The organism is Caballeronia telluris, from assembly GCF_001544495.1.
In the GTDB taxonomy this organism is placed as follows: Bacteria; Pseudomonadota; Gammaproteobacteria; order Burkholderiales; family Burkholderiaceae; genus Caballeronia; species Caballeronia telluris.
The window spans coordinates 38,354-52,568 of record NZ_FCNZ02000027.1 but is presented as its reverse complement, the minus strand read 5'-3'; the positions used below and the strand labels follow the sequence as shown (position 1 = coordinate 52,568).

The window sequence follows — 14,215 nt, the reverse complement described above, 5'->3', positions numbered from 1 at the left end:
AAGTGGGTTGGAAATCAGCGTGGCTGGCGGGTGAGCAGCATCGCGTCGCCGTAACTGAAGAAGCGGTAGCGTTGCTCGATTGCGTGCCGGTAAGCGTCGCGGATCGTCTCCATGCCCGCGAACGCGGACACGAGCATCAAAAGCGTCGACTTCGGCAGATGGAAATTCGTCACCAGCCGGTCGACGACGCGAAACTCATAGCCCGGCGTGATGAAGATGTCGGTTTCCGCGACGGCCGCCGCGAGCGGACGGTTTTCGTTCGCGGCATCGCGGGCGGCGGCTTCGAGCGCGCGCATCGAGGTCGTGCCGACCGCGATCACGCGGTTTCCTCGCGCTTTCGTCGCCGCGATCTTGTCGACGAGCGATTGCGGCAACTGATACCACTCGCTGTGCATCTTGTGCTCGTCGATCTTCTCGACGCGCACCGGCTGGAACGTGCCCGCGCCGACGTGCAGCGTAAGCGTCGCGCGCTCGACGCCGCGTGCGTCGAGGCGGTCGAACAGCGCGGCGTCGAAGTGCAGGCCGGCCGTGGGCGCCGCGACCGCGCCCGGATTGGCCGCATAGACGGTCTGGTAACGCGTTTCGTCGATGGCGTCGGGATCGTGCTCGATGTACGGCGGCAGCGGCAGCCGGCCGTACTGCTCAATCAGCGTCAGGCACTCGGCGGGAAAATGCAGCGTGTAGAACGGCTCGACGCGCTCGCCGACGGTCACGTCGAATGCGTCCGCGAGCGTCAGCACCGTGCCCGGCGCCGGACTCTTGCTCGCGCGGATTTGCGCGAGCGCGGTGGTCGGGCCGGTCAGGCGTTCGACCAGCACTTCGATGCGCCCGCCGCTGGCCTTTTTGCCGAGGAAACGCGCCTTCAGGACTTTGGTATCGTTGAAGACGAGCAGGTCGCCGGGCTCGATCAGAGTCGGCAATTCGGCGAACTGGCGATCGGTGAGCGCGGCGGGCGTCGTGTGGTTGTCGACGTCGAGCAGACGGCTCGCGCTGCGCTCGGTGAGCGCGGTCTGCGCGATCAGCTCGGGCGGCAGATTAAAATCGAAATCGGAAAGCGTGAACATGGGATGCGGGTTGGAGCGCGGTGCAAACGCGCGGTTGCAGCCGGCACGAGTCGCGCCGGACCGCTTTGAGAAGCGCCACGCAGCGAACCGAAGCCTGAGAATAAGCCCGATATTGTACTTGCGAAGAGATCAGATGCCCTTGTCCGACCGCCGCCTGGCCTCCGTACCCGACGCTCCCGACCCAGCCGACGATCCCGGCACGCCGGTCGCGAGGCCGCGCGGGCGGACGAAAACGGGCGGCGTCGAACCGGCTGAAGCGCTCAAAAAGCCGGCGTCGCCGTCGAAACCCGCCGACAAGCTCGCGAAACTCGGCCTCAAATCCGACATCGATCTCGTGCTGCACCTGCCGATGCGCTACGAGGACGAAACCACGCTCACGCCCATCGGCGAACTGATTCCCGGCGACAACACGCAAACCGAAGGCGTCGTCTTCGAGAACGAGATCGCGTACCGGCCGCGCCGCCAGTTGCTCGTGAAAATCCAGGACGACGCCGGCGATCAGCTCACGCTGCGTTTCCTCAATTTCTACGGCTCGCAGGTCAAGCAGATGGCGATCGGCGTGCGTCTGCGCGTGCGCGGCGACGTGCGCGGCGGATTCTTCGGGCTGGAGATGGTGCATCCGGCGCTGCGTCCCGTCGACGATGACACGCCGCTGCCGCAAGCGCTCACGCCGGTTTATCCGAGCACGGCGGGCGTCTCGCAGGCGTATCTGAGAAAGGCGATCGACAGCGCGCTCAAGCGCGTCGCGCTGCCGGAACTGCTGCCGGAGACGATCGCGCGCGCGTACTTGCAGCCGCTCGGCGTGCCGGAATTGCTCGATGCGGTGAAAACGCTGCATCACCCGCGCGCCGATTCCGACGAAACCGCGCTCGTCGACGGCACGCATCCGGCGTGGACGCGCATCAAGTTCGAGGAACTGCTCGCGCAGCAGTTGTCGCTCAAGCGCGCGCACGAGGAGCGCCGCACGCGCGCCGCGCCCGCGATGCCGCGTCGCTCGCTCGACGAGCCGGAGTCGCTGTCGGCGCGCTTTTTGAAAGCGCTGCCGTTCGCGCTGACCGGCGCGCAGCAGCGCGTGTGCGCGGAAATCGCCGGCGAACTGACGCTGCCGCATCCGATGCAGCGTCTTCTGCAAGGCGACGTCGGCAGCGGCAAGACCATCGTCGCGGCGCTCGCGGCGGCGCAGGCGATCGACGCCGGGTATCAGGCCGCGCTGATGGCGCCGACCGAAATTCTCGCCGAGCAGCACGCGCGCAAGCTGCGCGGCTGGCTCGAACCGCTCGGCGTGACGGTCGCGTGGCTCGCGGGCAGTCTCAAGGCGAAGGAAAAGCGCGAGGCGCTGGCCGCGGCGGCCTCGGGCGGCGCGCAACTCGTGATCGGCACGCACGCGATCATCCAGGACGCGGTGGAATTCGCGCGCCTCGGGCTCGTGATCGTCGACGAGCAGCATCGCTTCGGCGTCGCGCAGCGGCTCGCGCTGCGCGCGAAGGCGCAGAACGCCGCCGACGGCCAGCGCGATTTCCAGCCGCATCAACTGATGATGTCCGCGACGCCGATCCCGCGCACGCTCGCGATGACCTATTACGCCGATCTCGACGTCTCCACCATCGACGAACTGCCGCCCGGCCGCACGCCGATCCTGACGAAGCTCGTCTCCGACGCCCGCCGCGACGAAGTCATCGGCCGCGTGCGCGAGGCTGCGCTGACCGGGCGCCAGGTGTACTGGGTGTGTCCGCTGATCGAGGAGAGCGAGACGCTGCAATTGCAGACGGCCGTCGAAACCTACGAGACGCTTTCCGCCGCGCTGCCGGAGTTGCGCGTCGGGCTGGTTCACGGGCGGCTCGCGCCGGCCGAAAAAGCCGCCGTCATGGACGCCTTCACGCGCAACGAGGTGCAACTGCTCGTCGCGACGACGGTGATCGAAGTGGGCGTGGACGTGCCGAACGCGTCGCTGATGGTGATCGAGCACGCCGAGCGCTTCGGGCTCGCGCAGTTGCATCAGTTGCGCGGGCGGGTCGGGCGGGGGACCGCCGCGTCCGTGTGCGTGCTGATGTACGCGGGGCCGCTCTCGCAGACCGCCCGCGCCCGCCTGCAGACGATGCGCGAAACCACGGACGGCTTTGAAATCGCCCGGCGCGACCTCGAAATTCGCGGTCCCGGCGAATTTCTCGGCGCCCGGCAATCCGGCGAGGCGATGCTGCGTTTCGCAAGCCTGGAGAACGACGGCTGGCTGATCGACCCGGCGCGTGCGGCGGCGGATCACATGCTCAAAGAGTTCCCCGAGGCCGTCACGCGCCATCTGACCCGCTGGCTCGGCGCGCGCGAACAGTACCTGAAGGCATAGGCGTTGAACTCGGCGCGCGCGTGTCGGTCCCTATTTCACCCGGCGCCGCGCCCGCAAGGCCGATCAGTTGGCGAATCGTCTTCGCGGGTGTATAAGTCAAACCTATCGACTCAACGTCTTTCATTGGTCCGCAATGACGCTCACTGAATTGAAGTACATCGTCGCGGTGGCCCGCGAACGGCACTTCGGCCGCGCCGCCGAGGCATGCTTCGTCAGCCAGCCGACCTTGTCGGTGGCGATCAAGAAGCTCGAAGACGAGCTCAACGTGCAAATTTTCGAACGCGGTACGAGCGAAGTCAGCGTCACGCCGATCGGCGAGCAGATCGTCACCCAGGCGCAGCGCGTGCTCGAACAGACGCTCGCCATCAAGGAAATCGCCAAGCAGGGCAAGGACCCGCTCGTGGGTCCGTTGCGCCTCGGCGTGATCTACACGATCGGGCCGTATCTCTTGCCGACGCTCGTCAAGCAGATGATCCGCAACGTCCCGCAGATGCCGCTGATGCTGCAGGAAAACTACACGCTCAAGCTGATCGAGCTGCTGAAACAAGGCGAAATCGACGTCGCGATCATGGCGCTGCCGTTTCCCGAAACCGGCCTGATGGTGCGCGCGCTCTACGACGAGCCGTTCGTCGTCGCGATGCCGTCGGGGCACGCGTGGGAAAACCGCAGCAAGATCGATCCGGACGATTTGAAGCAGGAAACCATGCTGCTGCTCGGCAGCGGCCATTGTTTCCGCGATCACGTCCTCGGCGTGTGTCCCGAGCTGATGCGCTTTTCGCAGAACGCCGACGGCATTCAGAAGACGTTCGAGGGATCGTCGCTTGAGACGATCCGGCATATGGTCGCGAGCGGTGTCGGCATTACCGTGCTGCCGCGCATGTCGGTGCATGAAGTGAAACCGCACGCGGGCGGCATCGACGCCGGACTTCTCAGCTACGTGCCGTTCGACGAGCCGGTGCCGGATCGGCGGGTCGTGCTCGCTTGGCGCAAGAGTTTCACGCGGATGGCCGCCATCGACGCCATCTCCGACGCCATCGCCGCCTGCGATCTGCCCGGCGTCAAGAAGCTGGACATGCCGGTCGCCGTCAACTGACCGCACGCCGCGCCTCGTTCGAGGCGCGGTTTTTCGCGCGCTTCCCGTTTTCATCGCGTTATCGCTTCGCGTGAGTCCGCGTCTATCGGATAGATAAAATTTATCGAATTCGAAATGACAATAGAATTTGTTAAGATAGGGTGCGTAACCTAAGGAGAATGGCGATGAACCAAGCGCTGATGACGATTGAACAGGCCGTGGAGCGGATCGAGGCAAAAAGCCGCAAGGCATCGCGTGGCGTGCGCGTCGCGCTGGCTTTCGGGATGATCGCGGCAGGCTATGGCGCGATCGTCGTGGAGGCGTTGCGCGCGGGCGGCGCGGGTGCGTTCGCCTGAATCCGGCGACACGCCGCGATGCGTCGCAAAGGCGCGTCGCAGCAAGGTTTGCGGCCTCGCCGGGCAAGGCAGCGGCCCACCAGGCGGCCAACGTTTCTAAGATAAACTGTCGAACGCTCGAACGGCTGCGTCTGGAACAACCGGCGAGGCGCGGCGCGTTCGCACCGTTCGTATCACTCTCTCACGGAGTCATCATGGCGAAGAAAGAAACTGCACTGCCTGTGAACATCGGTATCAGCGACAAGGATCGGAAGAAGATCGCCGACGGTCTCTCGCGTCTGCTCGCGGATACCTACACGCTGTATCTGAAGACGCACAATTTCCACTGGAACGTCACGGGGCCGATGTTCAACACGCTCCACCTGATGTTCGAGACGCAATACAACGAACTGGCGCTGGCCGTCGATCAGATCGCGGAACGCATTCGCGCGCTCGGCGTGCATGCGCCGGGCAGCTATCGCGATTTCGCGAAGCTCTCGTCGATTCCGGAAGCCGATGGCGTGCCCGCGGCCGAAGAGATGATCCGCCAACTGGTGGAAGGACAGGAAGCGGTGGTGCGCACGGCGCGCGAGATCTTCCCGGCGACCGATGCCGCCAACGACGAGCCGACCGCCGATCTGCTGACGCAGCGCATGCAGACGCATGAGAAGACCGCGTGGATGCTGCGCGCGATGCTCGCTTGATGATGTGACTCGACGTTGCGGTTCACAGGCCCCCGTGCTCGCTGGAGTGCGGGGGTTTTTGCTTTTTGGGCGGCGGTTTCGCGCTGCTCTAAAATACGGCATCGTCCTCATTGCCCGCGCTCATGTTCGCCCGCCTTCCGCTCTACCTGCGCCTCGTGCGCCTCGACAAGCCCATCGGCAGCCTGCTGCTCCTGTGGCCGACGCTCAACGCGCTGTGGATTGCATCGAACGGCCATCCCTCGCCGATGCTGCTCGTGATCTTCATCGTCGGCACGATCCTGATGCGCTCGGCCGGTTGCGCGATCAACGATTACGCCGACCGCGACTTCGATCGCCATGTGCAGCGCACCGAGAACCGGCCGCTGACGTCGGGAAAGATTCAGGCGTGGGAAGCGGTCGCGCTGGCGGCGGCGCTTTCGCTCGTCGCGTTCCTCTTGATTCTGCCGCTCAACACGCTGACGAAGGAGCTCTCGGTGTTCGCGCTTTTCGTCGCGGGAACCTATCCGTTCACGAAGCGCTTCTTCGCGATTCCGCAGGCGTACCTCGGCATCGCATTCGGATTCGGCATTCCGATGGCGTTCGCCGCGGTCCAGGACCATGTGCCGATGCTCGCGTGGATCATGCTGATCGCAAACGTGTTCTGGTCGGTCGCGTATGACACCGAATACGCGATGGTCGATCGGGATGACGACATCAAGATCGGCATCCGGACGTCTGCGCTGACTTTCGGGCGATATGACGTGCTAGCCGTGATGGTCTGCTATGCGGTGACGCTCGCGATCTACGTGGGGATCGGGATCGCGCTTAAGTTCGGCTGGATGTACTGGCTCGGCTGGGCGGCGGCGGCGGGATGCGCGGTCTATCACTACGGGCTGATTCGCAACCGCGAACGCATGCCTTGTTTCGCTGCGTTCAAGCACAACAACTGGCTGGGCGGGATGCTGTTTGCGGGGATTGCGTTGCACTATGCGCTAGGAGCGTGACGGGCGCGTCAAGCGGTTGAGCGATCAGAAGCGACACAGCAGGCGGGTGGTTACTGAGGAGTGCGCGGCACGGCATTTGCTGCGCTCATAATCAAGCAGGCGTCGATCGTCTGTGTCTCTATTCCAGTCCGATTAAGGAGGTACGGATCATGAGCAAGGCAACCAGCACGTTAATCGCGGCCCTCGCCGCACTCACGCTGTCGGGCGGTGCTTATGCGCAGGCGGCCGGCGGATCGAGCGGCAGCGGTTCGACGGGCAGCACGGCGAGCCCGTCGAATCAGATGAACGCCACACCCGGTCAGATGAACGGTGCCACGGGCGGCTACGGCACGCCGGGCATGACGAACTCGGATAGCGGTGCGCGCGCCATGTCGCCGAATTCGGGCCTGCCGAGCAACAACAACTCGACGTCCGGCACCAGCGCTCCCCCCAGCAACAACACGCTCGCGACCCCGAGCGTCAAGTCACCGGCTGCCGGCCAGTAATCGCTGTTGAAACGCGAGGCGGATAACGCTTCGATCGGTTGGGGCGCATGAGCGATTGCGACTTGCGCCGCGGTAACGGCTTCGTCACGCAGCGCGCCAAGCTCGCTTCAAGCGTTCCCCAACTCGTCGCCCATCTCCTTCGCTCGGGCATCGGCCGCGAGGGCGCCGCGCACGATTGCATCCTTCACGCCCGACGCATCGAACGAAGCCAGCGCCGCCGCCGTCGTCCCGCCCTTCGACGTCACGCGCTCGCGCAGCACGCTCGCCGGCTCGCCCGACTGCGCCGCCAATTGCGCCGCGCCCGCGAATGTCGCGACCGCGAGCGCGCGTCCTTGCTCCTCGTCCATGCCGAGCTGGCGTGCCGCCTCCTGCATCGCTTCGATGAAATAGAACACGTAAGCCGGCCCGCTACCCGAGATGGCCGTGACCGCATCGATCTTCGCTTCGTCGTCGAACCAGACTGTCGAGCCGACCGCCTCCAGCACCTGCGACGCCAGCGCCTTCGCGGCGTCGTCGACGCCCGGCAGCGCGGCCAGTCCCGTCACGCCCATGCCAATCAGCGCGGGCGTATTCGGCATCGTGCGCACGATGCGCGCATAGCCGCCGAGCCAGCGCGACAAATCGCTCGCACGAATCCCGGCGGCGATGCTGATCACGAGTTGCCGCGACAAATGCGGTGCCAGCGACGAAGCAACCTCCTTGAGCACCTGCGGCTTGACGGCGAGCAGGATCGCGTCGAAACCGGCGAGCGTTCCGTCGATCGCACCGCCCGTCGCGATGCCGAACTGCTGCGCGGTGCGCGCGCGGGCTTCGTCGTTGATGTCGATCGCGTAGAGATCGGCCGGCGCCACGCCGCGCTTGATGAGTCCGCCGATGAGCGCGGCGGCCATGTTGCCGCCGCCGATGAAGGCAATTTTCATGGTGAGTTCAGTGAAACGTCAGTGTGAGTAATCGCGTGCGCCGAAGATCGCCGTGCCGATGCGGACCATCGTCGCGCCTTCCAGCACGGCCGCTTCCAGATCCGCCGACATGCCCATCGACAGCGTGTCGAGCTCGAGGCCGTCGGCGCGCAATGTCTCCATCAGCGCGCGCAGCCGGGCATGCGGAGCGCGTTGTGCGTCGAGCGTCGCGGCGGGCTCGGGAATCGCCATCAGGCCGCGCAGCCGCAAGCCGGGCAGGGCGGCGATCCGGTGCGCGAGGGCGGCCGCTTCGGCCGGTTCGACACCGCTCTTCGATTCCTCGCCGCTCACGTTCACCTGCAGGCAGACATTGAGCGCGCGCGCGCCTTGCGGACGCTGATCGGAGAGCCGCTCGGCGATCTTCAGCCGGTCGACGGAATGCACCCAGTCGAACTGTTCCGCGACGAGCTTCGTCTTGTTCGATTGCAGCGGCCCGATGAAATGCCATTCGATCTCGCCGCGCCATTCAGCGAGCGCCGCGATCTTCGCGACCGCTTCCTGCACGTAGTTTTCGCCGAACGCGCGCTGGCCAGCGTCGAACGCGGCGCGGACATCGTCGGCGGGGAAGGTCTTGGAAACAGCGAGGAGGGCGATCGAAGCCGGATCGCGCGACGCGGCAGCGGCCGCCTGCGCGATGCGCTGCCGGACTTCATCGAGATGTTGGGCAATATCGGACATGGCGAAGTGCGGCTTCAGGCGTTGCAAAGCGTCGATTATACGGAACGCCCAGCGCGCAAACTCACCCGTAAAGCAGGTGTTCGAGCAGTTGAATCCAGTGCGTGACGGGCGTCGACGTGCCGCTCTGCAAATGCGCGATGCACCCGACATTCGCCGATACGATCAGTTGCGTCTCGAGCTTGTCGAGCTTGTCGAGCTTCTGGTCGCGAAGCTGGTACGAGAGCTTCGGCTGCAGCACCGAATACGTGCCGGCGGAGCCGCAACACAGATGACTGTCGACGGGCAGGCGCACTTCGAGGCCGAGCGAGGTCAGCAACTGCTCGACGTGTCCGCGAATCTGCTGGCCGTGTTGTAGCGTACAGGGCGGATGGAACGCGACCGTATGAACCCCGCGGCGGCGCGCGAGCGTCACGAGTTGTTCCGCGTAGAGCGGCAGGATTTCGGCGAGATCACGCGTCAGGTCGACGATGCGCCGCGCTTTTTCCGCGTATGCCGGGTCGTTGCGCATCAGGTGCGCGTATTCCTTCACCGTGGCGCCGCAGCCCGACGCGTTCATCACGATCGCCTCGATGCCCTCTTCGACATACGGCCACCACGCGTCGATGTTGTTGCGCACATCGTCGAGCGCGTCGTCGTTATAGCCGAGATGCAGGCGGATCGCACCGCAGCACCCCGCATCGGGCGCCGTCACGATCTCGATGTCGAGCGCATCGAAGACGCGCATCGTCGCCGTGTTCACGTTCGGCATCATCGCCGGTTGCACGCAGCCCGACAGCATCAGCATCTTGCGTTCGTGCTTGCGCGTGGGGAGCGCGAGCGGCCGCTCGGCCTGCGGAATCTTCGCGCGCAGCTTCCTCGAAAGCAGCGGCCGGAACTGCTGTCCGAGCTTCATCGCGGGCGTGAAGAGCGTGCTGTTCGGCAGGAAGTTCGCAAGCAGCTTGCGTTGCACGCGCTGCCCGAGCGGCCGCTCGACCTTCTGCTCGACCACCTTGCGCCCGATCTCGACGAGCCGTCCGTACTGCACGCCCGACGGGCACGTGCTCTCGCAATTGCGGCAGGTGAGGCAGCGATCCAGATGCAGTTGCGTGCTGCGCGTGACGGGCGCCCCTTCCAACATCTGCTTCATCAGATAGATGCGTCCGCGCGGGCCGTCGAGTTCGTCGCCGAGCAGTTGATAGGTCGGGCAGGTCGCCGTGCAGAAGCCGCAGTGCACGCATTTTCGCAGGATGGCATCGGCTTCGTCGCCATCGGGCGTATCGCGGATGAAATCGGCGAGATTGGTTTGCATCGCGTGGGTTCGTCGGCTCAGAAGTCGGGATAGAGGCGGCCGCGATTGAAGATGCGCGCGGGATCGAAAGCGGCTTTCAGGCCGCGATGTATCTTCATCAACGGCGCGGGCAGCGGCGTGAAGACGCCCGCGTTGCGATCGTAGGCGCTGCCCGCGCGGAAGATCGTCGCGTGGCCGCTGGCCTGCTTTGCGCTGATGCGCACGGTCTGCGGATCGGTGTCGGTGATCCACCAGCGTTGCGCGCCGCCCCATTCCATCAGTTGCGCGCCCGGCAGATGCAGCGGCTCGGCAATCGACGGCAGCGCGAGACGCCAGAGCGCCGACTTCGGTTCGATCACGGAGAAGAACGGATCGGTCTGTTCGCGCAGGCCGATCCAGAAGCGATCGGCCTCCACCGCATCGACGACTTCGCCGCCGAGCGACGTGCGCGCCGACTTCACCGCCGCCTCCGCGCCCGCGAGCCGCAACGCGAGGGTGCCGTCGCGCCACGCGCTGCCGGTGATCGGCAACGGATGGCCGCCCCATTCATTGAGCTTGCGCACGCCGTCGGTCGCGTGCATGTCGAACTTGAGCGTCGCTTCGGCGACCGGCCTCGGCAGCACCTTGATCGACAGTTCGAGAATGAGCCCAAGTGTGCCGAGCGAACCGGCGAGGAGGCGCGAGACGTCGTAGCCCGCGACGTTCTTCACGACCTGGCCGCCGAAATGCAGCACCTGTCCGCGCCCGTTCATCACGACCGCGCCGAGCACGAAGTCGCGCGGGGCGCCGGTCCACGCGCGGCGCGGGCCCGCGATGCCCGCCGCGATGCAGCCGCCGATGGTCGCGTCGCGCCCGAAGTGCGGCGGCTCGAACGGCAGCATCTGGTCGCATTCGCGCAGCGCCGCTTCGACTGCTTCGAGTGGCGTGCCGGCCTTCACGGTCATGACGAGTTCGGCCGGGTCGTAGGCGATGATCCCGCGATGCGCACGGGTTTCGAGACGCTCGCCTTGCACCGTCTGACCGTACCAGTCCTTCGTGCCGCCGCCGCGGATGCACAGCGGCGTCCCGGTTTCGGTGGCATGGCGAATCCGTTCCGACCAGCCGGCGACGATGTCGTCGTGTTCCATGGTGTCCTGCTTCTCGTGGCTCGTCGATCGATTGTACCGGCCGGTTAAGGCCGCCAGACTCGGGTGAAACGTGGATAGCGCCGCGGCGTCGTCAGAAGCGTGGAATCTCCGGATGCGGCAGCAGCCCGCCGCGAATGTGCATCTTGCCGTACTCCGCGCAGCGCGCGCGGGTCGGAATGCCCTTGTCGGGATTGAGCAGACCGGGCGGGTCGAACGCGCGCTTGACCGCGTGGAACGCGTCGCGTTCTTCCGGCGAAAACTGCACGCACATCGAATTGATCTTCTCGATCCCGACGCCATGCTCGCCCGTCACCGTGCCGCCCAGTTCGACGCACGTCTCCAGGATGTCGGAACCGAACGCCTCGGCGCGGTGCCATTCGTCGAGGTCGTTGCCGTTGAAGAGAATGAGCGGGTGCATGTTGCCGTCGCCCGCATGGAACACGTTGATACAGCGGAGCGCGTACTTCTTCTCCATCTCCTCGATGCGCGCGAGCAGCGGCCCGATCGCGCGGCGCGGCACGGTGCCGTCCATGCAGTAGTAGTCCGGCGAGATGCGGCCCGCCGCCGGAAACGCGTTCTTGCGTCCCGACCAGAACTTGAGCCGCTCGGCTTCCGAGCGCGAAATCTGGATGCGCGACGCGCCATGTTCGCGCAGCACGGCCGTCATCCGGACGATCTCCTCGGCGACTTCGTCGTAGGTGCCGTCGGATTCGCAGAGCAGGATCGCGGCGGCGTCGAGGTCGTAGCCCGCGTTCACGAATTCCTCGACCGCGCGCGTCGCGGGCTTGTCCATCATTTCGAGCCCGGCGGGGATGATGCCCGCCGCGATGATCGCCGCGACCGCGTTGCCGCCTTTCACGACATCGTCGAAGCTCGCCATGATGACTTGCGCCGTCTGCGGCTTCGGGATCAGCTTGACGGTGATTTCGGTGACGATCGCGAACATGCCTTCGCTGCCGATCAGCACCGCGAGCAAATCGAGCCCCGGCGCATCGGGCGCGAGCGAGCCGAACTCGACGACATCGCCTTCCATCGTCACCGCGCGCACGCGCAGGACGTTGTGCACGGTCAGGCCGTACTTCAGGCAATGCACGCCGCCCGAATTCTCGGAGACGTTGCCGCCGATCGTGCACGCGATCTGCGACGACGGATCGGGCGCGTAGTAGAGGCCATAAGGCGCGGCGGCTTCCGAGATCGAAATGTTGCGCACGCCCGGCTGAACGGTTGCGGTGCGTGCATAAGGATCGACTTCGACGATCTTCCGGAAGCGCGCGAGCGACAGCACGATGCCGTGCCGGATCGGCATCGCGCCGCCGGAGAGGCCCGTGCCCGCGCCGCGCGGCACGATGGGCACGTCGAGCCGATGACAGATCTGCACGACGCGCTGGACCTGCGCTTCGGTCTCCGGCAACGCGACTGCGAGCGGCAGGCGGCGATATGCGGCGAGGCCGTCGCACTCGTAGGCGGCGGTGTCTTCGTCGCGAAACAGCAGGCAATGCGTCGGCAGCACGGCCATCAGCGCCTGCACGACTTCGCGCTGGCGTTGTTCCAGCACATCCGGCGTGAGCTCGGTGGGTGCGTTCATGTCTCCTCCAGGCGCTTGATTTCGAATCGGGCCGGTGCCGGTGATGCCGCTCGCCGGCCCGTCATGCGCGTCGCGGCGCTTGCGCGACTCCAGGCCACGCCCCTATGCCGCGAAGGAAAAGATCTTGCCGGGATTCATCAGGTTTTTCGGATCGAGCGACTGCTTGATTGAGCGCATCACGCCGATGGCGTCCTCGCCGTGCTCCTCGACGAGAAAGCCGATCTTGTGCAGCCCGACGCCGTGCTCGCCCGTGCAGGTTCCGCCCATGCGCAGCGCGCGCTGCACGATGCGGTGATTGATCGCCTCGGCTTCCTCGATCTCTTCCGGCTTCGCGGGATCGAGCAGCATCGCGACGTGGAAATTGCCGTCGCCCACGTGCCCGACGATCGGGCAGGGCAGCGACGACGCCTTCAGGTCCTGCTCCGTCTCGACCACGCATTCGGCGAGCCGCGAAATCGGCACGCAGACGTCGGTCGTCACCGCGCGGCAGCCGGGCTTCAGTTGCAGCATCGCGAAGTAGGCGTTGTGGCGCGCGTTCCAGAGACGGCTGCGGTCTTCGGGACGCGTCGCCCAGTCGAAGTCCGCGCCCGAATTCTGCGCGACGATTTCCTGCACGATGCCCGCCTGCTCCGCGACGCCCGCTTCCGAGCCGTGGAATTCGAAGAACAGCATCGGCGATTCGCGGAAGGTGAGGTTCGAATGACGGTTGATCGCGCGCACGGCGAGCGAATCGAGGAACTCGACGCGCGCGACGGGCACGCCCATCTGAATGGTTTCGATGACGGCGCGCACCGCATCGCCCATCGACGGAAACGCGCACACGGCCGCCGACACCGCTTCCGGCTGCGGATAGAGGCGCACGGTGATTTCGGTGATCACGCCGAGCGTGCCTTCCGAGCCGACGAAAAGACGCGTGAGGTCGTATCCCGCCGACGACTTGCGCGCCCGCGTGCCGGTCTTGATGACGCGGCCGTCCGCGAGCACGACGGTCAGCGCGAGCACGTTCTCGCGCATCGTGCCGTAGCGCACGGCGTTGGTGCCCGAGGCGCGCGTCGCGGCCATGCCGCCGATGCTCGCGTCCGCGCCCGGGTCGATCGGAAAGAAGAGGCCGGTGTCGCGCAGCGCTTCGTTCAGCTGCTTGCGCGAGATGCCCGGCTGCACGGTGACGGTCAGGTCCTCGGCGTTGATCGCAAGAACCTGGTTCATCTCGGACAGGTCGATCGACACGCCGCCCTGTACCGCGAGCAGATGCCCTTCGAGCGACGAGCCGTTGCCGTACGGAATGATCGGCACGTCGTATTGGCCGCAGAGCGTCACGATCGACTGCACTTCTTCGGTGCTGCGCGCGTAGACGACGGCATCGGGCAATTGCGGGTCGAACGGCGATTCGTCGCGGCCATGATGTTCGAGCACGGCGTGGGCGCTGGTTGCGCGCTCGCCGAAGCGGGACTTGAGCGCATCGAAGAGCGCGGCGGGAAACGGGCGACGGACGGCCAGCGGCGGTACGGGGTGATTCACGTTGTTGTCTCCGGACGGCGGCCGCGCGTGGCGTGGCGGCCCTGTTATTAGGCGATGGCTTTTTATTCGAGTACGGCGCCGGCGCACGTTCAACAAA

The 14,215-nt window shown here is 65.8% G+C and carries 13 protein-coding genes; 6 read left to right on the top strand and 7 right to left on the bottom strand.

Annotation, left to right across the window (positions count from 1 at the left end; translation table 11 throughout):
• Positions 1-14: 14 nt before the first annotated feature.
• The gene (queA, locus tag AWB66_RS26510; RefSeq protein ID WP_087633051.1) at positions 15-1,064 is read right to left on the bottom strand and encodes a tRNA preQ1(34) S-adenosylmethionine ribosyltransferase-isomerase QueA; all 1,050 of its coding nucleotides are present in this window, start codon (positions 1,062-1,064) and stop codon (positions 15-17) included.
• A 133-nt stretch (positions 1,065-1,197) separates the two neighbouring features.
• Here queA and recG point away from each other — a divergent pair, with 133 nt between their 5' ends.
• The 6 genes from recG (at position 1,198) to AWB66_RS26485 (ending at position 6,984) form a co-directional block, all read left to right on the top strand.
• Positions 1,198-3,405, top strand: coding sequence for an ATP-dependent DNA helicase RecG (recG, locus tag AWB66_RS26505; protein ID WP_087633050.1), 2,208 nt, complete (start codon positions 1,198-1,200; stop codon positions 3,403-3,405).
• Between the two features lie 133 nt (positions 3,406-3,538).
• The gene (locus tag AWB66_RS26500) at positions 3,539-4,498 is read left to right on the top strand and encodes a hydrogen peroxide-inducible genes activator (protein WP_087633049.1); all 960 of its coding nucleotides are present in this window, start codon (positions 3,539-3,541) and stop codon (positions 4,496-4,498) included.
• A gap of 164 nt (positions 4,499-4,662) precedes the next feature.
• Positions 4,663-4,833: a hypothetical protein gene (locus tag AWB66_RS33780; protein ID WP_159462944.1), complete on the top strand. Its 171-nt coding sequence runs from the start codon at positions 4,663-4,665 to the stop codon at positions 4,831-4,833.
• A gap of 194 nt (positions 4,834-5,027) precedes the next feature.
• A complete protein-coding gene (locus tag AWB66_RS26495; RefSeq protein ID WP_087633048.1) occupies positions 5,028-5,516 on the top strand; it encodes a Dps family protein in 489 nt (162 codons plus the stop codon).
• A 122-nt stretch (positions 5,517-5,638) separates the two neighbouring features.
• Positions 5,639-6,499, top strand: coding sequence for a 4-hydroxybenzoate octaprenyltransferase (gene ubiA, locus AWB66_RS26490; protein ID WP_087633072.1), 861 nt, complete (start codon positions 5,639-5,641; stop codon positions 6,497-6,499).
• A 149-nt stretch (positions 6,500-6,648) separates the two neighbouring features.
• Positions 6,649-6,984 (top strand): hypothetical protein, encoded by a 336-nt coding sequence (locus AWB66_RS26485; RefSeq protein WP_087633047.1) that lies wholly within the window; start codon positions 6,649-6,651, stop codon positions 6,982-6,984.
• Positions 6,985-7,091: 107 nt separating this feature from the next.
• On the opposite strand, the gene proC is transcribed toward AWB66_RS26485, so the two are convergent.
• From proC to AWB66_RS26455, 6 genes are all read right to left on the bottom strand, one after another.
• Positions 7,092-7,904, bottom strand: a complete 813-nt coding sequence (gene proC / locus AWB66_RS26480; protein WP_087633046.1) for a pyrroline-5-carboxylate reductase — start codon at positions 7,902-7,904, stop codon at positions 7,092-7,094.
• 18 nt (positions 7,905-7,922) lie between these two features.
• Positions 7,923-8,621, bottom strand: coding sequence for a YggS family pyridoxal phosphate-dependent enzyme (locus tag AWB66_RS26475; protein ID WP_087633071.1), 699 nt, complete (start codon positions 8,619-8,621; stop codon positions 7,923-7,925).
• 61 nt (positions 8,622-8,682) lie between these two features.
• A complete protein-coding gene (glcF, locus tag AWB66_RS26470) occupies positions 8,683-9,909 on the bottom strand; it encodes a glycolate oxidase subunit GlcF (protein ID WP_087633045.1) in 1,227 nt (408 codons plus the stop codon).
• A 17-nt stretch (positions 9,910-9,926) separates the two neighbouring features.
• Entirely contained in the window at positions 9,927-11,015 is a 1,089-nt protein-coding gene (gene glcE, locus AWB66_RS26465) for a glycolate oxidase subunit GlcE (protein ID WP_087633044.1), read from the bottom strand.
• Positions 11,016-11,106: 91 nt separating this feature from the next.
• Positions 11,107-12,600, bottom strand: coding sequence for an FAD-linked oxidase C-terminal domain-containing protein (locus AWB66_RS26460; RefSeq protein ID WP_087633043.1), 1,494 nt, complete (start codon positions 12,598-12,600; stop codon positions 11,107-11,109).
• A gap of 102 nt (positions 12,601-12,702) precedes the next feature.
• Entirely contained in the window at positions 12,703-14,118 is a 1,416-nt protein-coding gene (locus AWB66_RS26455; protein WP_087633042.1) for an FAD-binding oxidoreductase, read from the bottom strand.
• Between the last annotated feature and the right edge of the window lie 97 nt (positions 14,119-14,215).

What these genes read in the sequence shown, in the direction of transcription:
- glcE (WP_087633044.1), bottom strand. Translation starts at nt 11,015, where the DNA reads ATGGAACACGACGACATCGTCGCCGGCTGGTCGGAACGGATTCGCCAT.
- recG (WP_087633050.1), top strand. Translation starts at nt 1,198, where the DNA reads ATGCCCTTGTCCGACCGCCGCCTGGCCTCCGTACCCGACGCTCCCGAC.
- AWB66_RS26495 (WP_087633048.1), top strand. Translation starts at nt 5,028, where the DNA reads ATGGCGAAGAAAGAAACTGCACTGCCTGTGAACATCGGTATCAGCGAC.
- AWB66_RS26500 (WP_087633049.1), top strand. Translation starts at nt 3,539, where the DNA reads ATGACGCTCACTGAATTGAAGTACATCGTCGCGGTGGCCCGCGAACGG.
- AWB66_RS33780 (WP_159462944.1), top strand. Translation starts at nt 4,663, where the DNA reads ATGAACCAAGCGCTGATGACGATTGAACAGGCCGTGGAGCGGATCGAG.
- queA (WP_087633051.1), bottom strand. Translation starts at nt 1,064, where the DNA reads ATGTTCACGCTTTCCGATTTCGATTTTAATCTGCCGCCCGAGCTGATC.
- AWB66_RS26460 (WP_087633043.1), bottom strand. Translation starts at nt 12,600, where the DNA reads ATGAACGCACCCACCGAGCTCACGCCGGATGTGCTGGAACAACGCCAG.
- proC (WP_087633046.1), bottom strand. Translation starts at nt 7,904, where the DNA reads ATGAAAATTGCCTTCATCGGCGGCGGCAACATGGCCGCCGCGCTCATC.
- AWB66_RS26475 (WP_087633071.1), bottom strand. Translation starts at nt 8,621, where the DNA reads ATGTCCGATATTGCCCAACATCTCGATGAAGTCCGGCAGCGCATCGCG.
- ubiA (WP_087633072.1), top strand. Translation starts at nt 5,639, where the DNA reads ATGTTCGCCCGCCTTCCGCTCTACCTGCGCCTCGTGCGCCTCGACAAG.
- glcF (WP_087633045.1), bottom strand. Translation starts at nt 9,909, where the DNA reads ATGCAAACCAATCTCGCCGATTTCATCCGCGATACGCCCGATGGCGAC.
- AWB66_RS26485 (WP_087633047.1), top strand. Translation starts at nt 6,649, where the DNA reads ATGAGCAAGGCAACCAGCACGTTAATCGCGGCCCTCGCCGCACTCACG.